15 protein-coding genes are annotated in these 20,439 nt (G+C 47.7%); 9 read left to right on the top strand and 6 right to left on the bottom strand.

Going from position 1 to position 20,439, the window contains the following annotated elements; all coding sequences use genetic code 11:
* Nucleotides 1–330 precede the first annotated feature (330 nt).
* From J3P34_RS04800 to J3P34_RS04780, 5 genes are all read left to right on the top strand, one after another.
* Nucleotides 331–3,336, top strand: coding sequence for a SusC/RagA family TonB-linked outer membrane protein (locus tag J3P34_RS04800; RefSeq protein WP_210486673.1), 3,006 nt, complete (start codon nucleotides 331–333; stop codon nucleotides 3,334–3,336).
* A 13-nt stretch (nucleotides 3,337–3,349) separates the two neighbouring features.
* A complete protein-coding gene (locus tag J3P34_RS04795) occupies nucleotides 3,350–4,855 on the top strand; it encodes a RagB/SusD family nutrient uptake outer membrane protein (RefSeq protein ID WP_210486672.1) in 1,506 nt (501 codons plus the stop codon).
* Between the two features lie 17 nt (nucleotides 4,856–4,872).
* Nucleotides 4,873–5,475: a hypothetical protein gene (locus J3P34_RS04790; protein ID WP_210486671.1), complete on the top strand. Its 603-nt coding sequence runs from the start codon at nucleotides 4,873–4,875 to the stop codon at nucleotides 5,473–5,475.
* Nucleotides 5,476–5,739: 264 nt separating this feature from the next.
* Nucleotides 5,740–7,323 carry an amidase gene (locus tag J3P34_RS04785; protein WP_246853532.1) on the top strand — a complete coding sequence of 528 codons (1,584 nt, stop codon included), beginning with the start codon at nucleotides 5,740–5,742 and terminating at the stop codon, nucleotides 7,321–7,323.
* 162 nt (nucleotides 7,324–7,485) lie between these two features.
* Nucleotides 7,486–9,873: a prolyl oligopeptidase family serine peptidase gene (locus J3P34_RS04780; protein ID WP_210486668.1), complete on the top strand. Its 2,388-nt coding sequence runs from the start codon at nucleotides 7,486–7,488 to the stop codon at nucleotides 9,871–9,873.
* 79 nt (nucleotides 9,874–9,952) lie between these two features.
* Here J3P34_RS04780 and J3P34_RS04775 read toward each other — a convergent pair whose 3' ends face one another.
* Together J3P34_RS04775 and J3P34_RS04770 are read right to left on the bottom strand one after the other, a co-directional pair.
* On the bottom strand, nucleotides 9,953–10,792 hold the full coding sequence (locus J3P34_RS04775) for a phosphatase PAP2 family protein (protein WP_210486667.1): 840 nt from the start codon (nucleotides 10,790–10,792) through the stop codon (nucleotides 9,953–9,955).
* Nucleotides 10,792–11,601 (bottom strand): phosphatase PAP2 family protein, encoded by an 810-nt coding sequence (locus J3P34_RS04770; RefSeq protein WP_210486666.1) that lies wholly within the window; start codon nucleotides 11,599–11,601, stop codon nucleotides 10,792–10,794. The genes J3P34_RS04775 and J3P34_RS04770 overlap by 1 nt, the downstream gene beginning before the upstream one ends.
* Before the next feature lie 328 nt (nucleotides 11,602–11,929).
* On the opposite strand from J3P34_RS04770, the gene metK reads away from it, so the two are divergent.
* Nucleotides 11,930–13,234 (top strand): methionine adenosyltransferase, encoded by a 1,305-nt coding sequence (gene metK, locus J3P34_RS04765; RefSeq protein ID WP_210486664.1) that lies wholly within the window; start codon nucleotides 11,930–11,932, stop codon nucleotides 13,232–13,234.
* 74 nt (nucleotides 13,235–13,308) lie between these two features.
* Here metK and hpf read toward each other — a convergent pair whose 3' ends face one another.
* The 4 genes from hpf to J3P34_RS04745 form a co-directional block, all read right to left on the bottom strand.
* Nucleotides 13,309–13,608 carry a ribosome hibernation-promoting factor, HPF/YfiA family gene (hpf, locus tag J3P34_RS04760; RefSeq protein ID WP_149092113.1) on the bottom strand — a complete coding sequence of 100 codons (300 nt, stop codon included), beginning with the start codon at nucleotides 13,606–13,608 and terminating at the stop codon, nucleotides 13,309–13,311.
* A 26-nt stretch (nucleotides 13,609–13,634) separates the two neighbouring features.
* A complete protein-coding gene (locus J3P34_RS04755; RefSeq protein ID WP_210486663.1) occupies nucleotides 13,635–14,513 on the bottom strand; it encodes a tyrosine-type recombinase/integrase in 879 nt (292 codons plus the stop codon).
* A 74-nt stretch (nucleotides 14,514–14,587) separates the two neighbouring features.
* Nucleotides 14,588–14,782 carry a 30S ribosomal protein S21 gene (gene rpsU / locus J3P34_RS04750; protein WP_149092115.1) on the bottom strand — a complete coding sequence of 65 codons (195 nt, stop codon included), beginning with the start codon at nucleotides 14,780–14,782 and terminating at the stop codon, nucleotides 14,588–14,590.
* A gap of 84 nt (nucleotides 14,783–14,866) precedes the next feature.
* Nucleotides 14,867–16,006, bottom strand: coding sequence for an acyl-CoA dehydrogenase (locus J3P34_RS04745; protein ID WP_210486661.1), 1,140 nt, complete (start codon nucleotides 16,004–16,006; stop codon nucleotides 14,867–14,869).
* 368 nt (nucleotides 16,007–16,374) lie between these two features.
* Between J3P34_RS04745 and J3P34_RS04740 the strand changes: the two genes are divergently transcribed.
* Genes J3P34_RS04740 through J3P34_RS04730 form a run of 3 tightly spaced genes read left to right on the top strand, consistent with a single transcriptional unit; the run spans nucleotide 16,375 to nucleotide 20,416 of the window.
* Nucleotides 16,375–17,205, top strand: a complete 831-nt coding sequence (locus tag J3P34_RS04740) for a polysaccharide biosynthesis/export family protein (protein ID WP_210486659.1) — start codon at nucleotides 16,375–16,377, stop codon at nucleotides 17,203–17,205.
* Between the two features lie 15 nt (nucleotides 17,206–17,220).
* Nucleotides 17,221–19,659, top strand: coding sequence for a GumC family protein (locus J3P34_RS04735; RefSeq protein ID WP_210486657.1), 2,439 nt, complete (start codon nucleotides 17,221–17,223; stop codon nucleotides 19,657–19,659).
* A gap of 4 nt (nucleotides 19,660–19,663) precedes the next feature.
* The gene (locus J3P34_RS04730; RefSeq protein WP_210486655.1) at nucleotides 19,664–20,416 is read left to right on the top strand and encodes a tyrosine-protein phosphatase; all 753 of its coding nucleotides are present in this window, start codon (nucleotides 19,664–19,666) and stop codon (nucleotides 20,414–20,416) included.
* The last annotated feature ends 23 nt before the right edge of the window (nucleotides 20,417–20,439 follow it).

Genomic DNA, 20,439 nt, shown 5'->3' with positions numbered 1-20,439 from the left:
AATGAGCCTAAGAGCAAATCTAGCCTTTGCCTATTTTTTTCGAGGTTTTTTGATAAAAAATCCTAAAAGCCAATAAAGAATGCTGATTGCGATTATTGTAACTACTTATGAATACTTGTTATTGAATTTTTAGAATTACTATTATATCGGATGTAAAATTTTAAAATCGAGAAATATTATTTTTTGATTAAGCTGAAAACATGATTGTGAGGTATTAGGAGACCCTTTATTACATGAAAATTAATATGTTAGGGATTTGTTAATATTGATTGAATATCTAAATTGGGGTATCAAAACAAAATATATCTCTACAAACAAACCAAAAAACACATGAAGAAAGCTTTACTATTCAGTTTTGCTTTGTTGCTGATGCTTGTGACTCAGGCATGGGCTCAAACCAGGACTGTAAAAGGACGAGTGACTGACGCCAAAACAGGTGAGGGAATGCCTGGCGTGACAGTGCAACTCAAAGGATCAACTACCGCTGCCCCAACAGACATCAATGGGGCCTATGTACTGAATGTGCCAAATGAGGGTGGTACTTTAGTATTCTCTTTTATTGGTTACACAAGTCAGGAAATTGTAATCGGTACTCAATCAACCATCAATGCAAGGTTAGGGCTTGATTCTCGGCAACTTTCAGAGGTTGTTGTAACTGGTTATGGGGCCGTGCAAGACAAGCGTGAGATTACCGGCGCAATTGCAACGGTAAAAGGCTCTGAAATTGAAAGTTTGCCAACTCAGACTTTTGATAAAGCCTTGCAAGGCCGTGCCGCAGGTGTGCAGGTGGTATCTAGTGGTGGTCAGCCCGGTGGTGGTATTACTGTTAATATCAGGGGTACTGCTACTATCAACGGTAGCACTCAGCCATTGTATATCATTGACGGGGTGCAGGTTAGCCCAGGAGGATTGTCTGGTCAAACATCAGCCAACGTCCTTTCATCAATTAACCCTTCTGACATTGAGTCAATCGAGATCTTGAAAGATGCTGCCGCAGCTTCTATTTACGGCTCTCAGGCTGGTAACGGGGTTGTGATTGTTACCACAAAACGTGGTAAATCTGGAGCAACTAGAGTTAAAGTATCTGCCCAGTACGGTGTTTCAGAAGCATACAATCCTTACGAGATTTTGAATGCAGAAGAGTGGTTCATGCTTAGAGCAGAAGCATTTGGAAACTACGAGCAACGCGTAGGTGGAAGCTACGCTGATGGCGTTCAAGCTGCCATTGATGAGTATTATGGCGGAACCCTTCCAACTCCAGGTAATTTTCCTTCTTACAACTGGGTTAAAGCTATTCAGCAAAAAGGTAAGCTCCAGGAGTATAACTTATCGCTGAATGGAGGAGATGACAGAACCCGCTTTTTTGTTTCTGGCTCATTCAACAAGACTGAAGGAACTGTTCTGAACTCTTCATTTACCAGAGGAACAGTAAGAGCAAACTTAGACCACAAGTTGAATAATAAATTCTCCCTTGAGTCTACCATTGGCCTAACTGCTTCGCAGGCTATTGGACCATCTACTAACGCTGGTTTCTTTACAAACGGTGCTTTCACCGGTGGTTTATTTACTGCCCCATTAAACCCTATCTATAATGAAGATGGTACTTTCAATACTTCATTGGTAGGAACTTCTTTGAATATTGTGCAGAACATTGTTCGTGAAGATCGGCAGGGTGACATCGTGCAGTCTGTAAGTAACATGGCATTCAACTATGACATTATACCTGGCCTGCGTGCCAGAGTGTTGGGTGGTATTGATTTTTCTGATGTGAAAGATCGTAACTACCGCCCAGGTGATATTCCAGTAGGAGCAAGTGTGGGCGGTTCAGCTTCTGAAATCTTCAGAAGAAATATCAACTGGACAACGCAGGCAACTGTAAACTACAATAAGAAATTTGCTGAAGTCCATAACCTTGGTGCATTGGTAGGTTTTGAATATCGCTCAGTTGACAATACTACTATCTCCGCTGCTGGACAAGGTTTTGCAAGCCCTTTACTTAAATTGGTGGGTAGCGCTGCAACTCCAACTACTGCGTCTTCTTCTTTCACCGGGTATAAGCAGGCTGGTTTCTTCGGAAACTTCAAGTATGATTACAAGACTAAGTATTTAGGTAGTGTAACAGTGCGCTATGATGGTTCTTCGAGATTTGGAGCCAGCAATAAATATGGCTTGTTCTATGGTGTGTCTGGTGGATGGAGAGTAACTGGTGAAGATTTCATGCAAGGTGTTACTTTCTTGGATGACCTAAAGCTAAGAGCTAGCTACGGTGTAGTTGGTGTACAGCCACAAGATAACTTTGGAGCTCTTGGTCTATTCGGAAACGGTGGACAATACGCAAATAATCCAGGACTTAGACCAATTCAGTTGGAGAACCCTAACTTGAAATGGGAAGAGTCGGCTCAGATTAACTTAGGCTTGGACTTTGCTATGTTCCGTAACAGATTCACTGGAGCTGTGGATGTGTTCCGTAAAAAGAACACCAACCTGATCTTAGGAAGACAGCTTCCTACTGACTCTGGTTTTGGAACTATTCTAGAGAATGCAGGATCTGCACAATCAGAAGGCATTGAATTCCAATTAGGTACAATCAATGTTGACAAAGGTGGTTTCACTTGGTCAACCGGTTTTAACATCAGCTTCTTAAGAACTGAGTTGTTAGCACTGAATGAAGGCAGAACCACATTGAACACCAATCAATATGAAGTTGGTAGAGCACTCAATTTGATCTATACTTACCAGTGGGCTGGAGTTAACCCAGCAGATGGTAGGCCAATGTGGTACGATAAGAATGGAAATATCACCTATTCACCTAAGACCGATGACAGAAGAGTAGTTGGAGATCAAAACCCAGCTTTCTTCGGTGGTTTCTCTAACAATTTCTCCTATAAAGGCCTTTCTTTGGACGTGCTTTTTCAATATCAGTATGGAAATGAGTCTTATTTGCAAGCTGCACAGGTGTTAGAATGGGCTGGTTCAGGAACAGACAACCAAGTGAGAAGCCAGTTGCAAAGATGGACTACACCAGGTCAGATAACCAGTGTTCCTCGTCCATTTGATGGTGGTGTTGAGCCAGGTGGATATGATTTCACAAACCTTTCTTCAAGATTTGTGGAAGATGCTGCCTACATCCGTTTAAAGCAAATTACTTTAAACTATAAGTTGCCTACAGCACTTATTCAGAGAGCTAAGTTCAGTGGAGCAAGTGTATTTGTTCAAGCACTCAACCTGGCAACTTTCACTAACTACAGAGGTGATGATCCAGAAAACACTGGAAACAACTTGAATGCCTATCCAAATCCAAGAACAATCACAGGCGGTATCACCTTAGAATTTTAATCGCTAATTCATCATGAAGAAGAAAATAATCGCACTTTCTATACTTGCAGGCTTATCTTTTCAAGCGTGTGAGGATATAGTGGAGGTGGAGCCAGAGACCTCTTTGGCCACTTCTACCGCCTTGTCTACTCTGGGAAGCTACAGAGCTGTACTAACCTCTGCCTATGATAGAATCCAGTCTTTTACTTATTGGGGTAGAGACATGGCTTTATTAGGTGATGCACTGTCAGATAACATCTTCACAGAAACATCACAGGCCAGCGGGCGCTACACCGGAGTAAACAGAAACACCAGAAACTCTCATTTTGGAATTTGGGGAACTGCTTACGGTACAATCAATGATTTGAATACAATCATTGCCAATATTGATAACTTAAGCGTTGGTGCTTCTGAGGAAGCTGGAAAGGCCCAGGTAAAAGCGCAAGCCTTGGCGTTAAGAGCCATGGTTTACTTTGATTTGGCACGTATATATGGATACGAACCAAACAAAATTCCTGCATCAGGTACCGGAGCGGGCTTCAACAAGAGCGTAGTATTAAGGCTAGCTCCTACAAATACGCCTCAAGATGCAACTATGACACCTCGGGCTACTGTGACTGAAGTTTATACCCAAATTGAAACAGATTTAAAAGCTGCTATTCCAGTTCTAGATGCTGCTGGTACTTCTGGTGCTAGGTATAATATGAACAAGGGAGCGGCGCATGCTTTATTAGGAAAGGTTTATTTGTACTGGGAGAAATGGGCCGAAGCGGAAGAGCAGCTGAAGTTTGCTTTAGCCAATACCAATGCTACCCTTGCTCCTAATATTGTAGCTGCCTTTAACACCGTTCCTAACCCAGAGTCCCTGTTTGAATTGAACTTCGTTCAGGCCACGGAAGTAGCTGGAGTTTTAGGTGTAAATGACAGCCCATTCACCTATACTCAGCCAAACGGAAGAAACACTCCTCTTTCTGGAACGGCGAACGTTTCTACTTATGGTGGGCAAACTCCTTCTGCAGAACTACTGGCTCTATTTGGTTTAGACCCTACTCTTTCTAACCAGGCCACTGTTCTTGATGTAAGAAAGAACTGGTTTTTCAGAAGTGCCTCTTCAACCTCAGGTAACGTGACATATACTTGGTCTAACAAGTATAATGCTGCCAATGGTGCCTACACAGATAACATTAAGATCATCAGATATGCAGATGTTCTTTTGATGTTAGCCGAAGCTCACGTGATGCAAGGTGAATTAGCAGATGCTGTTGCATTGTTAACAACTTTGAAAACCAGCAGAAACTCAGCAGCGCTTATCCCTGCTACACAAGGTGAATTGTTTCAGTACATCAAAGACGAAAGAAGAAGGGAGTTGTTCTTTGAGGGGCATAGATGGTTTGATCTGAAACGTTGGGGCGAAGGTATTACTAAACCGGCAGCTACTGCGGTTGGTTTGATTGCACCAGATGATTACAGAATCTTGGCACCAATTCCTACTGCTGAAGTGACTTTGAACCCAAGTCTTCCTCAAAACCCAGGTTATTAATCCAACAGACATTAACAATGAGAAAAATATTTAGATACGCATTTTTACTTATAGCTGGGGCTTTTCTTCTAGCCGGTTGCTTGCCAGAAGAGGGTGAAGAGGCTTTAAAATACCAAGGGCCTTCAGTGGTTGAGTTTAAAAACCAGACCCTAGGGAAACTGACTTCTGTTTTACGTAGAGAAGGGGTGTTAACTGTTCCGGCAGCAAACGTTCAGACTGACACTTCCAGGTTTATCACTCCTACAGCCTACGCTCATACTAGTGCGGCTGGAACTAGAACTACTTTCAGTGCTAGAGCAGTAGACAGTGTATTGGTTCAATTAGTTGGTCCTCAAAAAAGCACTGAAACAGTCCTTAATTTTGAAGTATTGTCTACAAGTACTGCAGTTCAGGGAACTGACTATACTTTTGACGATAGCAATGCAAATGGTAAAGTGGTAATTCCTGCAAATAAATCACAGGGTTATATCTTAATCAGACCAATTGCAGGAGGCAGTGCACCGGGTTCTACAAGGAGTATCATACTTCGGTTAAATGGAAACGAAGAATTAAAAGCTTCTCCAAATTATGATACATTCTATGTTTCTATTTATCAACCTACTGCAGCTCAACAGCAATAAGGTGAGATAAAAAAAAGAAGGCTATCCAAACGGATAGCCTTCTTTTTTCCAAAAAGCTGCCCATAATGGGCAGCTTTTTTATTATAGGTTAGGCCTAAACCACCATGGAAGCCTAGAAAGTCCTAAACTTTGGCCTAAATTGTCATGGCAAAAAGAGCACATAGAGAAATTAGCATGATCAGGAATCTGAATAGAATTTTAACGCTGTCGGCTTTCGGCGGAGTCCTTTTCGTTTCTGGGGCGTTTTTCGGGAAACAGGCCCAAATGGAGAAGATCACGGTGCCCATGGTGCAGAGCGCTCAGCAGTTGCTTGGCCTCAACTTCAAGCCCGCGCAACTGGATACCGCCCTGGCGGAGCTAACCGATCTCCGGAAAAGCTATGGCAGGTTAAGGGAAGCCAAACTGGACAACAGCGTGCCACCGGCCCTTATATTCAACCCTTTGCCGGTTGGGTTTAGGTTTGAGAAGGAGTCAAAAGCGTTCAAGGCCTCGGACGCCGGGAAGGTGAGCCTGCCCGGCAATCAGGAGGATTTGGCGTTCTACACGGTACGGGAATTGGCTGAGCTGGTGCGTACTAAGAAAATCTCCTCGGTGGAGCTGACCAGGTTCTTTTTAGCCCGATTAAAGAAATACGATACCAAACTGCACTGCGTCACGTCGCTCACCGAGGAACTGGCCCTGCAACAGGCCCAGCAGGCCGATGCCGAGATCAAAGCCGGTAATTACAAAGGTCTACTGCACGGCATCCCGTATGGGGTGAAAGATCTGCTGAACACCAAAGGCTATAAAACCACGTGGGGCTCGGTGCCCTACAAAGATCAGGTCATAGACGAAGATGCCACCGTGGTGCAGAGGCTGCACGAGGCCGGGGCGGTGCTCGTAGCCAAAACCACTTTAGGCGAGCTGGCCATGGGCGATGTGTGGTACGGCGGCAAGACCAGGACCCCCTGGGACCTGAACCGTGGCTCCAGTGGCTCCTCGGCGGGTTCAGCCTCAGCGGTAGCGGCGGGCTTGCTGCCATTTGCTATCGGCACCGAGACTTTGGGTTCTATTGTGTCTCCTTCCACCGCCTGCGGCACTACGGGCCTGAGACCCACTTACGGGCGGGTAAGCCGGCACGGCGCCATGGCGTTGAGCTGGTCCATGGATAAGATCGGGCCTATTGCCAGATCGGTGGAGGATTGCGCCATCGTTTTCAATGCCATCTACGGACCGGACGGCAAGGACCAGTCGGTGTATGAGGCACCTTTCAACTACTCGCCTAGCATCAATGTGAAGAAACTGCGCATCGGGTACCTCAAGAGCGATTTTGACAAAGACTATCCGTTCAAAGCCCAGGACCAGGCCACGTTGGAGGCGCTGAGAAAGGCCGGTCACGAGCTTATCCCCATGGACCTGCCCAAGCTGCCGGTGAATGACCTGGTGATGACCATCTCAGTGGAAGGCGCGGCCGCTTTTGAGCAGATCACCCTGAATGGGAAAGTAGACCAGATGGTGAACCAGGACCGGAACGCCTGGCCCAACACTTTCCGGAGCGCCCGGTTTATCCCGGCGGTGGAATACCTGCAGGCTCAACGGGTCCGCTACCAACTGGTGCAGGAAATGGACAAGCTCATGCAGAAAGTAGACGTGTACGTGTCTCCGTCTTTTGCCAGCAGCAACCTGGTGGTCACCAACCTGACGGGGCACCCCTGCGTGGTGATCCCCAACGGCTTCACGAACCAAAACCGACCTACCACTATCACTTTCATCGGGAAGTTATTTGGCGAGGCGGAGTTGCTGGCCTTCGTGAAGGAGTACCAGGACAAAACCGATTTCCACAAGAAGCATCCTTCCATCGCAGTGTAGAAGTTCCGGACCCAATCCCACTAAAGTGTCTCAGGCTGTTTTTGCTTTGTTTCGTGAAAAAGAAGGCGAAATCAGCTTGAGGCAAGCTTCGGATTGCATGAGGTTTGTCGCCTCCTGGGGACGTTTCCGTTTTTAACCCATTTTCCAGAAAACAAGCTGAAAATGCACACTTTCACCAAATCCCTTGTAGTAGGGACCCTAACTTTATTTTCATTCTTGCAGAGCCAGGCCCAGAACAAGCCTACGCTAACTGTGGATAAAATCATGCAAGACCCGGCTCAGTGGATCGGTACCTCGCCCAGCAGTGTCTACTGGTCAGATAATGGCAAGCAGGTCTACTTCCAGTGGAATCCTGAGAAAGCCCGGCGCGACTCGCTGTACACGGTGCAGGCGGGCAGCAAGAAAGTAAGCAAAGTATCGGCGGTGGACCGGAAAAAGCTGTTCACGCCCGGCGGCGTCTTTAACCAGAAACGCACCATGCGGTTATACGAGCGCGGCGGCGACCTTTTCCTGGTGAACGTGAAGGACGGCAAACTGCGCCAGCTCACCAAAACTGTGGAGCGGGAGTCATCGCCGGCGTTTACCTTTGACGAGCAGGAAATCACCTACGTGAAAGATGGTAATCTCTACGCCTGGAATATAGGTAACGGTCAAACCCGGCAGCTCACCGATTTCAGGAAAGGCAGAAAGCCCGTGGACCCCGAGTTGGTAAAAGACAAGCAGGACCGTTTCCTGCAGGCGCAGCAAACAGAACTGTTGCAGATCATCCAGAAACGGGAAGAAGAACGTCGGCAGCAGCGTCTGGCGCAGAAAGAAACCGCCAGGAACCGGCCCAAAGAGATTTACATCGAGGATAAATCAGTGGACAATATAATTTTGAGCCCCGATGAGCGGTTTATCACCTATCGTTTGGTGACCAGGCCGGCAAGCGGCAAAATTGCGCAGGTGCCCAACTATGTGACGGCATCGGGCTACACCGAGGAGATTCCTACCCGCACCAAGGTAGGCGATGACCAGGCCACGTATGAACTGGGGCTCTATGATACGCGGCTGGATACCACTTACCTGGTCTCCTTCAAATCGCTGCCCGGCATTCTGGACAGACCCGCTTACCTCAAAGACCAGAAACAGTCCAAAGCCGATTCTGTGCGTTCTGCCGCTGAGGTACGGAAGGTCATGATGTTTGGGCCTTATTATTCACCGGATGGCAAGAAAGCGGTGCTGGTGGCCAGATCACATGATAACAAAGACCGCTGGATCATGGCCTTTGACCCGACTACCCGCGCCATCAAAGTGCTGGACCGCCTGCATGACGAAGCCTGGATTAACGGCTACGGCGCCGGCGAGATCGGTTGGATGCCCGATAGCGAGAACGTGTGGTTCTTGTCTGAGGAAAGCGGTTACGCTCACCTGTACACGGTCAACGCCACCTCAGGAAAGAAAGCTGCCCTTACCAGCGGTAAGTTTGAGGTGCTCAATTTGCAGATGTCCCAAGACAAAAAGTACTGGTATCTTACCACGAATCAGGTGCACCCGGGGGAGCAGCATTTCTACCGAATGCCTTTGAAAGGCGGCAAAATGGAGCAGATCACCCGCATGATGGGCGCCCATGAGGTCACCATGTCCCCGGACGAAAAGAACCTGGCCATCCGCTATTCCTATTCCAACAAGCCCTGGGAGCTGTACCTCATGGAGAACAAGCCCGGCGCTAAACCGGTGCAGATCACCAAATCTACTACGGCGGAATTCAATGCCTATCCATGGCGCGAGCCGGAGGTAATCACCTTCAAAGCCTCGGACGGGGCCGATGTCCATGCCAGGTTGTACAAGCCGGAGAACGCAACTGCCAGCGGTCCGGCGGTGATCTTTGTGCACGGTGCGGGGTACCTGCAGAACGCCCATAAATGGTGGAGCACTTACTTCAGAGAATACATGTTCCACAACCTGCTGGTGGACAAAGGCTATACCGTGATGGACATTGACTACCGCGGCAGCGCGGGCTACGGCCGTGACTGGCGGACAGGCATTTATCGGCACATGGGCGGCAAAGACCTCAGCGACCATGTAGACGGCGCCAAGATGCTGGTGGAGAAATACCAAGTAGATCCTAAGCGCATCGGGATCTACGGCGGTTCTTACGGCGGTTTCATCACGCTCATGGCCATGTTTACCCAGCCCGATGTTTTCGCCGCCGGCGCTGCCCTGCGGTCCGTAACGGACTGGGCACACTACAACCACGGCTATACCTCCAACATTTTGAACGAACCGCAGAATGACAGCCTAGCCTACGTGCGCAGTTCGCCCATCTACTTCGCCGAAGGCCTGAAAGGTGCCCTCCTTATGTGCCACGGAATGGTAGACACCAACGTGCATTTCCAGGACATCGTGCGGCTGTCGCAGCGCCTGATTGAGCTGAAGAAGGAGAATTGGGAGTTGGCCGTTTATCCAATAGAAGACCATGGGTTCGTGGAGCCAAGCAGCTGGACCGATGAGTACAAGCGTATTCTGAAGCTGTTTGAAACCAATTTAAACCAATCGGCCCCGAAATAGAATCTTAACTTAAAACAGGAAAGCCAGCCTCCATGGAGGCTGGCTTTCCTGTTTTATAGGGCTTTTTGAAAAATATAGCCTAAAAACGTCTGGTGAGTGCCACGCCCTGCAGAGACTGGCCGGGGAGCTGCTCGGTGGCTGGCACCAATCGCCAACTGGTTTCCCGGCTTCTCTTGTGGAGTTCCGGTACCAGAATACCAATGCCCGCCCCAACGGCGTAACCCACCAGGTTATCGCTGAGGAAATGTTTACCAGCCTTTAGCCGCAGATAGCCAACTGTAGCCGGGTAAGCAGCCGCTACTCCCCACACTACCGGTCGCCAGGGAGAATCTGGGTGCAGGTCATGAAAGACCTTGGCGGTGAAAAAGGCAACGCTGGCAGTAGCCGCCGTGTGGCCTGCGAAAAAGGAGTTCTCAGCGTACTTGTGCAGGCGTTCCTCCAGTGGTGCATCAGTGGCGTAGACGTTGGGTCTTTTCCGGTTAGTGAGTCCGGCAGTCAGCGCGTACACTCCTCCGGCCAGGGAAACTGTCTCGGCGTAGAGAAAAAAGATGTCTTTGGCGTGCGGGCCTGCTTCTTTATCCGCTAAGAAAAGTAATGGCACAAAGTAGGAGGTGTAGAAGAAGATATCGCTGGCGTCTTTGGCTTTCTTGCTGTAATTGCCCGCAGCCCACCGGTCAAACTTGTTTACTTGGCTTTTGTCAATGTTCCTCAGGTCTTCCTCGGTAAGCTGCTTCTTGTTGGTGAGCAGCATGGAGCCGGTCACAGCCATGGTTACGCCGCCGGCGGTGATGAGGCCATCGCGGAGCAGGTCTGTGTGGTACAATCGTTCCTGGCTCTGGGCCTGCACCGGGCCTCCCGCAAACTGCAGTAGCGCCGCCAGTACCAACAGGTACCGATATGGAAGAAGCAGGCGTTTCATCAGAATTTATATTGCAGGCTTACTCCGTCAAGATTCTGGCCAAGTACCGGGATCACGCTGGGCGAGATGGAGAGTCCGCTGTTTTTCTTGTGCAGCTGCGGCACCAGAATACCTACGGCTGCGCCTACTCCGTAACCTACCAGGTTATCGCTGAGGAAGTGCTTTCCGGCCTCCAGACGCAGGTAACCTACTGCAGCGGGTACAAGGGCCGCGCCAGCCCATACAAACGGACGCGCCGGAGAATCTGGGTTATAGTCATGGAAAACCTTGGCGGTGAAGAAGGAGATGGTAGACACTGCCGCCGTGTGCCCGGCAAAGAAAGAGTTCTGGGAGTTGGCGCGGGTCTTCTGGCCCATTTCCACCTCGGGGCTATACGTCAAAGGCCGGGCCCTGGGAAACGCGGCGGAGCTCATGGTGAAAATGGTTCCTGTGATGGACATGGTCTCTACATACAATGCCAACAGTTGACCCGTGTTGTTATTGATCTTGGAGTCAAACAGCAATAGCCCAGGGGCTGCCAGAGAGCCATACAGCATGAAGTCACTTACCTTTTTAGCGCTTTCGCTATGGTTTCCGGCCGAGAAGCGGTCAAAGCTGTTGACATCGCTCTTCCGCAGGTTCATGGCTTCTGCCTCGGTGAAAGGCTCTTTCTGCTGCATCAGGTAAAGACCTAATCCGCTTAAGCCCATGCCAACGGCGGTAACAGGGGCATCTACCTTGAAGGAGGTTTTATAGGGTGATTCTGATTGGGCAAAAGTCTGGGTAAAAGTGAAAATGCTTATGATAAGTGTAAACAGGTTCCTTTTCATAGTTGGGGAAGGTAGGTTGGTTTGGATTAAAAGATGTTTTTGAAACGGGAGGAGGTATAAAAGGTTTCTGCCCTGCAAAACGGAGCCGGCCAGAGTGAGAAAACCCGTTTTGGGGTCGTTTTCTTTAAACCAGGGCAAAAGCGAAAATGGGTACCGCATTAAGGGGTACTTACCGAAGAAATTGGAGACAGAACCCCGCATTTAAGAAGCAAGGTTTTTGCATCTTCGGCAATTAAGCTAAATTTGCCTCTTGCGGACCAAGTGCCTGATGCGTTTTTCATAAAACCTGGGAGGTGACCGCCTTGTCATAGAAATTATACCTTAGAGAATGCCTTATCTTTTTACATCTGAGTCGGTATCGGAAGGACATCCGGATAAAGTAGCCGATCAAATCTCTGACGCTCTGTTAGATGAGTTCCTGAAACAAGATCCTCAGTCCAAAGTAGCCTGCGAAACCCTGGTAACTACCGGTCTGGTGGTGCTGAGCGGCGAGGTGAAATCAGACGCTTACGTTGACGTGCAGAAGGTAGCCCGCGAGGTGATCCGCCGCATTGGGTATACCAAGTCAGAGTATAAGTTTGATGCCGAGGCCTGCGGGGTGATCTCTACCATCCATGAGCAGTCTGGCGATATCAACCAGGGCGTTGAGCGCGAGAACCCAGAAGATCAGGGTGCCGGTGACCAAGGCATGATGTTCGGGTACGCCACAAACGAAACCGACAGCTACATGCCGTTGGCTCTGGAGATTTCTCACCTGCTTCTGAAGGAACTGGCCGCTGTGCGGAAAGAAGGCAAAGAAATGACCTACCTGCGCCCCGATGCCAAGTCTCAGGTGACCATCCGCTACTCAGACAACCACGTGCCGGAGAAAATTGACACCGTGGTGATCTCTACCCAGCACGATGAGTTTGAAAGCTCGGACGCCTCTGACAGAACTGCCTCTAAGCAGGCTGAGGAGAAGATGGTGGCCAAGATCAAAGAAGATGTGCTGAATATTCTGCTGCCCAGGGTAAAGAGCCATTTGCCGCAACGTACCGTTGATTTGTTCACCGATGACATCACCTACCACATCAACCCAACTGGGAAATTCGTGATTGGTGGTCCGCACGGCGATACCGGCTTAACAGGCCGTAAGATCATCGTGGATACCTACGGGGGCAAAGGCGCCCACGGCGGAGGGGCATTCTCTGGAAAAGACTCTTCTAAAGTAGACCGTTCTGCCGCCTACGCCGCTCGCCACATCGCCAAGAATCTGGTAGCCGCCGGGGTGGCTGACCAAGTCTTGGTACAGGTAGCCTACGCGATTGGGGTAGCTGAGCCGGTTGGCTTATATGTGACCACCTACGGTACCACCAAAGTGAAAGGCGCCAATGGCGAGGTGATGACAGACGGCGAGATCGCCAACAAAGTGAATGAGTTGTTTGAGATGCGTCCTTATGACATTGTGAAGCGTTTCGGGCTGCAGAACCCTATTTTCTCAGAAACTGCCGCTTACGGTCACATGGGCCGCGAGTCTGGCTTGAAGCAGGTGACTTATCAGGTGAACGGCAAAGCCGAAACCAGAGAGTTCGAGACCTTCACCTGGGAGAAGCTGGACTACGTAGATAAAATCAAAGCCGCCTTCAATTTATAAAATTGCGTTTAGCACCTGTTTTAACGAAAAGAGCCCCAAAATGGGGCCCTTTTTATTTATAGGGTGTCTTTATCTTAATGGGTGGCTAACTTGTCTTTGTACCTGATGAGTTGCTTTTTAAGGTCCTCTACGGCTTTGTCTGTGGCAGTTTCAAAAGTACCGGCCTCTTCTGAGCAGTACAGGGTAGCGCCAGGAACGAAGATTTTTACCTCCACCAGTTTATTATCATGAGACTCTGGCTTCTGTACACGCAGGGCCACTTCGCCGCTTACTATTCTGTCAAAAAAGGTATCTAACTTGTCTAGTTTTCTCTGAAGGAAATCTAACAGACTTTGGTCTGCGGTGAAGTGTACAGATCGGATTTGCAGTTTCATAGTTTACTTCTTTAGGGTGTTACGAATTAAGCCTTTGGGTGAGCCTTCTCAAAGACGGCTTTGAGCTTCTCAATTGAGTTGTGGGTATAGACCTGCGTGGCCGCCAAGCTGGCATGGCCCAACAAATCTTTAATGGCGCCCAAATCTGCCCCTCGGTTAAGTAGATGGGTGGCAAAGGAGTGACGGAGTACGTGCGGACTGTTTTTGATGGCAGTAGACACAGAACTCATGTACTTTTTCACCACCCGGTATACATACTTGGGGTAGAGGGGCGCCTCTTTATCCGTAACGAAGAGAAAAGGAGAATTGTTTTTGGGAAAAGTGGCCCGCCGTTCCTGCAAATAAACGGTGAGAGCCTGGACCAGAGAGTGGTTTAGGGGCAATATTCGTTCCTTGTTGCCTTTGCCCAAAACCTTCAAAGTGCTGGCGGAGAGATTGATATCCTCCAGTTTAAGGTTGGTCAGCTCGGCCAGGCGCATGCCGGTGCCATAAAGCAATTCAAGGATGAGTTTTTCCCGCTGGCCCTTGAAATCAGGTGAGAATTCGCTTTGGTCCAGCAATTGGGTAAAAGCATCCTCGGGGATGAAGGCCGGGAGTTTCTTGGCTAATTTCGGGGCTTTAATCCTAACTGTAGGGTTGACTTCCAACACCCCGCGCTGTACCAGGAAACGGAAATAGGAGCGGAGGGAGGCAATTTTCCGGTGGATGGTGCGGCTGTCCAGTTCCTTCTGGACCAGCGTCACTACCCAGGACCTGATAATGGCATGGTCTGCCGCCTGGATATCCTCCAGGTCATATACCTCCTGAAGGTATTCTTTGAACTGCTGAAGATCTGTCTGGTACGAGGTAATGGTATGCGGACTGAAGCGCTTCTCGTACTGGAGGTACTTAAAAAATAATTCCATAAATCAGTAAGTAGCCGCTGTGGGGCGGTACGCACTAATTTATGGAATTACCACGTAAATTCTAAAGATAAGGCCTAGTAGTTGTCGTTCGCGAACAACTGTTGCTTATAGATTGCTCTCTCTTTCTGCTTTCTTTTGGCTACAGAAGGCTTTTGGAAGAAAGTTCTGGCACGCAATTGCTTCAATACGCCAGTTCTTTCAAATTTCTTTTTGAATCTTTTTAAGGCTTTGTCTACAGACTCGTTATCCTTTACGTTGATGATGATCATATAAGAGATTGATTTTAAAGTCAATTGTTTTAAGGAGTGCAAAGATATTGACAAATCTATTGACAGTCAATACCTATTCCCTAATTATTTTAATACTGATCTGGAGATAACAAGTTTCTGGATTTCTGAGGTGCCCTCGCCAATGGTGCAGAGCTTGGCATCGCGGTAGTATTTCTCAGCTGGGTAGTCTTTGGTGTATCCGTATCCCCCGAAAATCTGCAAGGCCTCGTTGGCGGCCCGTACGCTCACTTCCGAGGCATACAGTTTAGCCATGGCTGATTCCTTGGTCACGTTTTCGCCCCGGTTTTTCATATCCGCGGCCCGGTAGGTCAGCAGGGAGGCAGCCTCAATCTCGGTGGCCATATCTGCCAGTTTGAAGGCAATGCCCTGGAACTGCGCGATAGGTTTGTTGAATTGCTGGCGTTCCTTGGCATAAGCCAAAGCCGCCTCGTAGGCTCCTTGGGCAATCCCTAAGCTCAAAGCCGCAATGGAGATCCGGCCGCCGTCCAGTACTTTCATAGACTGGATAAATCCTTCGCCAACTTCCCCCAAGATATTCTCGTGCGGTACGCGGCAATCCTCAAAGATCAACTCGGTAGTCTCTGAGGCGCGCATGCCTAACTTATCTTCTTTACGCCCCGCTGAAAAACCTTCGGTTGGTTTCTCAATGACAAAGGCAGTCATCCCATGGGAATCACCCACCTCGCCGGTTCTGGCAATCACTACGGCAATGTTGCTAGATTTACCGTGAGTAATAAAGTTCTTTGCGCCATTAAGCACCCAGTGGTCTCCGTCTCTTACCGCTACTGTGCGCATGTTTCCTGCATCAGATCCGGTGTTAGGCTCTGTAAGTCCCCAGGCGCCAATCCACTCGGCGGAGGCTAGTTTAGGAAGCCATTTACGTTTCTGCTCCTCATTGCCAAACTGCAGGATATGTCCGGTACACAAAGAATTGTGAGCGGCCATGGAAAGGCCAATAGAACCGTCAATCTTGGATAACTCAGCAATGGCAGTCACATATTCCAGGTAGCCGAACCCTGACCCACCATATTCCTGTGGCACTAGTACGCCCATGAGCCCTAGTTCACCCAACTGCTTGAAGACATGTATAGGGAACTCCTGGGATTCATCCCACTTCATCATGTCTGGTTTGATGGACTTTGCGCCAAAATCACGGATCATATCAGCAATCATTTGCTGATTCTCGTTATAGATAAGTTGCATTGGGGTATAGGTTATCCTTTTAATCTTTTTTTATAAAAGTAGCATAAAAACCTAATCCTACCTAACGTATGTTAGGGTTTCTTGTTCTAGCCTGAGGAATTTGTCACTCAAAAGATTACGTGTGTTCCCAAAGGAGGTGTGTACCCCAGATGAAATGACTGGTTTAAGTGTTTACCATGATTTTATAAACTTTTTTATCAAAAAAAGACTGGAAAGTTGATTGGGTGTTTTTGAAGTAGACCTATTCCTTTATTCAAGATTTTGGCGTAGCCATAACTTTTGCCTTACTTTGTGGTTGGCTCTGTCTGTACCTAACCTAAGTAGGGTGCAGATGTTTATTTTGTAATTAAGACTCTTCCTATATAGGTATGCTTTTTGCTTTCCGCAAACCATTTTTCTATCTCCTTCTTTTGATTGGGATTTCACAACTCAGTTCCTGTAATGTCTATCGGCAGAACGTCATGTTCAGAACAGAGGGTGACGTAAACGCCGATTTGTTGCGGGCTTCTATGGCCGAGGCTGGAAGAAACTATAGGATTCAACCGAATGATGTCATGAACATCCGGATTTACACGAACAAAGGTGAGATTCTGGTAGACCCTAACAACTTCTTGCGTCAGGAATTAACCCAGACAGGAGGTAGAGGTGGGGGAAACGTGGCAGCCCAACAAAACAACCAGAAGGATCAACAGGAATACACAGTTCTGCCCAATGGCGAGGTTAAAGTTCCTATGATTGGCTTTGTGCCGGTACAGGGATTGACCGTTTCCCAAGCCGATAGTCTGTTCCAAAGCAGATTTGAAACTTATTATAGAGACACCTATGTTTATTCACAAGTAATCAGTAGAAGGGTGGTGGTGCTTGGTGCCACAGGAGGTAGAGTGGTTCCCCTTTCTAATGAAAATATCAATGTGGTAGAAGTTTTGGCGCTGGCAGGCGGAATCCCGGAAAATGGGAAGGCGCAAAATATAAGATTGATACGAGATGTGGCTTCAGGAAAACCTATTGTGCATGTTATAGACCTCTCCACGGTGGCAGGTTTGCAGAGGGCGAGCCTCAAGGTGCAGCCTAATGATGTCATTTACGTGGAACCAGTGCGACGGGTATTTAATGAGTCCCTGCGAGATGTTTTGACAGTAGTAGGGGCTCTTTCAAATGTGCTTACCTCTTATATTGTTATCCGGAATATAATCAATTAAGGTCAAAGTAATTTCATGAGCGTAAAGACAGCCAATGATCTGGATGAACTAGATCATCGTTTGGGGAGTGTTGAGGATGAAGAGGATGACGGAGGAACAAGCATAGATTTTGTTACCCTCTTGCATGTAGTACGGCGCAGCATTCCATGGGTATTACTGCTTGTTATTCTGGGTGCTTCAGCCTCTTATTTATATTTAAGATATACCAAAAAAGTATATGAATCATCCTCCACCATCAAGTTGGATGAGCAGTCTGAAGCGGGTGTGCTTGGGTTAGAGAATAATGGCCTCAAAGTAGAGTCTGGAATTGGAAAGCTTCAAGGAGAGGTTGATCTGATCAAGTCTAATATTGTATTTGAAAGACTGAAGAGAACCATGCCTCTTCAGGTGAGTTACCATGTGGAGGCACGGGTGCTAGATGCAGAGTTGTATAAAGACAGTCCATTTGAAATAGTTTATGACTCTACAAACTTTAACGTGTATGATCAGAAAATATACGTGAAGTTTGACTCCCCCAGTAAATTCGATGTTTATGTAGGCGAAGGAGGAAAACATTCTTCACATCCAGTTGGCGTTCCTTTTGCACTTTCTGGTAGTACCATTACTATCAATGCTCTGCCTTCCTTTACTACTGCCAATGTTGGAGAAACGTATTTCTTTATTGTGCATAGTAATCGTTCTCTCAAAGGTTATATTGATAATAATCTAACCACTGCCATTCTAAATCCTGAGTCTAAAACAATTCAGATTTCATTCAAAGACTTTAATCGGTATAAGGCACACGATATTGTCAATAATATTGACGCCGTTTATCTGCAGCACAAGATTGAGCGAAGCAACCAGGCAAGCAGGCAAACCCTTAATTTCTTAAACGATCAGTTAAAGGACACGGAAGACAGCCTCCGGAAAGCAGAGAATGATATAGAAAGATTTGTAAGACAGACTAAGTCTTATGATATCAAATCCAACCTGCAGGAAGCGCTCGCTCAGGTTCAGGAACTGGAAAAGGAAAAGTTGGAACTCAGGTTCCAATTGTCACTGTTGAATACTATCCAAGCTAAAGTTCAGAGAAATGAAGATTTGGCCATGGTTGTTTCCGGTCTTCAAGGCCAGGAAAACCAGGATCCTGAACTGGCTGAACAGTTAACAGAGTTGAGTGATCTGCAGGCGCGCCTTAGAACTGTTAGATTAACCAGTAGGGGTAACACTACTGCCGATAATTCTTTGGAAGATAAACTGGCTTTTACTCAAAATAGAATTGCGGGCATCTTAAATAGCAGCAGAGCTCTGGTGCAGACGAAGATTCAAAACATTGATAGAACTCAAGGAGAATTGACAGGTAAAATCCTGCAAGCTCCTTCACAGGAAACAGAGCGGGCCAGATTAGAGCGGATTTTTGGTCTGTATGAAAGCTTCTTTACCCAAATCCTGAATAAGAGAGTGGAGTATGGAATCGCGATGGCAGGCACTACTCCGGATTTCCAGATCCTGTCACCTGCTAACCTACCGGATGAGTCGAGCCCCATCTCTCCCAACAGGCTTATTATCTATGCCATTGGGGTTGCCGGAGGGTTGTTCTTGGGCATTGGTTTAATTGCCACCCGGTATTTGATGCACGATACTGTGACAAACGTTAGAGAACTGGAGCGGAATACTTCTATCCCGGTCCTTGGAGTTGTTCCATCGTATGACAAGCAGAAAATGCCGTTCTCCAAGTTGGTGGTGAATCAGAACCCTAAGTCTGCTTTGAGCGAGTCTATTCGTTCCATCCGGACTAACCTGGAGTTTATGAGTGCCTCCAAGAAGAAAAGGATCATTTCAGTTACGTCCACCATAAGTGGTGAAGGAAAGACTTTTGTGGCGGTGAACTTGAGTGGTATCATTGCTATGTCTGGGTTGAAAGTTGTGGTTCTGGACTTAGATATGCGGAAGCCTAAGGTGCATATTGCTTTGGATGGAGACAACAGTAAGGGTATGAGCACGATACTCATTGACAAGCATACTGTGCTTGAGAGCGTGCAAAATACCTCCATTCCAGACCTGGATTTTATCTCGGCGGGACCTACGCCTCCGAATCCGTCTGAGTTGATTATGGGGAGCCGTTTTGATGCTGTTTTGGAGGAACTGCACCAAATCTATGATATCGTCTTGATTGACAGTCCTCCAGTTGGTTTGGTAACGGACGGGGTATTGATTATGCGCAAGGCAGATGTTCCGCTTTATATTGTGCGGGCCAATTACTCCAAAAAAGCGTTCTTGAAAGGCATTGATAAGCTGGTGCGTACAAACCACCTCTCCAACATGGCCGCTATCTTAAATGATGTAAGCGGGGCCAATATGTACGGTTACGGTTATGGTTACGGGTACGGATATGGTTACGGGTATGGGCAAGGCTACTATGATGAGGAAGTAAAACCAACATTTGGAAGCAAGTTGAAGTCTATCTTCAAATAGAGATATGTGGGGTAACCTTCGTAAGCTCTGGGGTAAGAGTGAGACTGCTACCTCTTCTTTTGCTGATCTGTTTGCCGATATGCACTCTCATCTACTCCCAGGGTTAGATGACGGTGCTACAACCTTAGACGATTCTTTGCAGCTTCTTGAAGGCCTTTCCGCTTTGGGCTTCAAGAAGCTTTGCATGACGCCCCACATTATGGGCGATTTTTATAAAAATACCCCAGAAACTATCAGGGCTAAGCTACAAGAACTTCAGGAGGCGGCAAATGCACGGGGCTTTGAAATAGCGCTTTCCTGTGCGGCAGAGTATTACTTAGATGAATGGTTTTCCGCTAAACTGGAGAAGGGAGAGGAACTCTTGACTTTCGGAGGGGATCGTAAGTTCCTTTTGGTTGAGACTTCCTATATGAATGAGCCCTCCCATCTGCGGCAGGTGATTTTTGCGACCCAGGCCGCAGGCTATACCCCGGTTTTGGCACATCCTGAGCGGTACACTTACTTTTATGGGAGAATGGAAGCCCTGCTTTCCTTGAGGGAGACTGGGGTGCTTTTTCAGATTAACACCAACTCATTGACGGGGTATTATTCTAAACAGGCCAAAGAGGTAGCTCGGCAACTCATCAAAAGGAAAGCGGTCGAGTTTCTGGGTACAGATACACACTCTGAGAAACACATCAGGGTACTGGAGCGGGTGGTAAATGAACCTTTGTTCCAGGAAGCGATGAAATTGCCCCTCCTAAATACCACGCTATAACTTTAAGCTGATTATCCTTTTGA

It is taken from the genome of Rufibacter aurantiacus, assembly GCF_017916345.1.
In the GTDB taxonomy this organism is placed as follows: Bacteria; Bacteroidota; Bacteroidia; order Cytophagales; family Hymenobacteraceae; genus Nibribacter; species Nibribacter roseolus.
Note: the sequence above shows the minus strand (reverse complement) of the source record. Positions and strands in the feature narration are given on the sequence as shown.

Coding starts and splice junctions, on each gene's coding strand:
- J3P34_RS04800 (WP_210486673.1), top strand. CDS start 331: ATGAAGAAAGCTTTACTATTCAGTTTTGCTTTGTTGCTGATGCTTGTG.
- J3P34_RS04795 (WP_210486672.1), top strand. CDS start 3,350: ATGAAGAAGAAAATAATCGCACTTTCTATACTTGCAGGCTTATCTTTT.
- J3P34_RS04790 (WP_210486671.1), top strand. CDS start 4,873: ATGAGAAAAATATTTAGATACGCATTTTTACTTATAGCTGGGGCTTTT.
- J3P34_RS04785 (WP_246853532.1), top strand. CDS start 5,740: ATGGAGAAGATCACGGTGCCCATGGTGCAGAGCGCTCAGCAGTTGCTT.
- J3P34_RS04780 (WP_210486668.1), top strand. CDS start 7,486: ATGCACACTTTCACCAAATCCCTTGTAGTAGGGACCCTAACTTTATTT.
- J3P34_RS04775 (WP_210486667.1), bottom strand. CDS start 10,792: ATGAAACGCCTGCTTCTTCCATATCGGTACCTGTTGGTACTGGCGGCG.
- J3P34_RS04770 (WP_210486666.1), bottom strand. CDS start 11,601: ATGAAAAGGAACCTGTTTACACTTATCATAAGCATTTTCACTTTTACC.
- metK (WP_210486664.1), top strand. CDS start 11,930: ATGCCTTATCTTTTTACATCTGAGTCGGTATCGGAAGGACATCCGGAT.
- hpf (WP_149092113.1), bottom strand. CDS start 13,608: ATGAAACTGCAAATCCGATCTGTACACTTCACCGCAGACCAAAGTCTG.
- J3P34_RS04755 (WP_210486663.1), bottom strand. CDS start 14,513: ATGGAATTATTTTTTAAGTACCTCCAGTACGAGAAGCGCTTCAGTCCG.
- rpsU (WP_149092115.1), bottom strand. CDS start 14,782: ATGATCATCATCAACGTAAAGGATAACGAGTCTGTAGACAAAGCCTTA.
- J3P34_RS04745 (WP_210486661.1), bottom strand. CDS start 16,006: ATGCAACTTATCTATAACGAGAATCAGCAAATGATTGCTGATATGATC.
- J3P34_RS04740 (WP_210486659.1), top strand. CDS start 16,375: ATGCTTTTTGCTTTCCGCAAACCATTTTTCTATCTCCTTCTTTTGATT.
- J3P34_RS04735 (WP_210486657.1), top strand. CDS start 17,221: ATGAGCGTAAAGACAGCCAATGATCTGGATGAACTAGATCATCGTTTG.
- J3P34_RS04730 (WP_210486655.1), top strand. CDS start 19,664: ATGTGGGGTAACCTTCGTAAGCTCTGGGGTAAGAGTGAGACTGCTACC.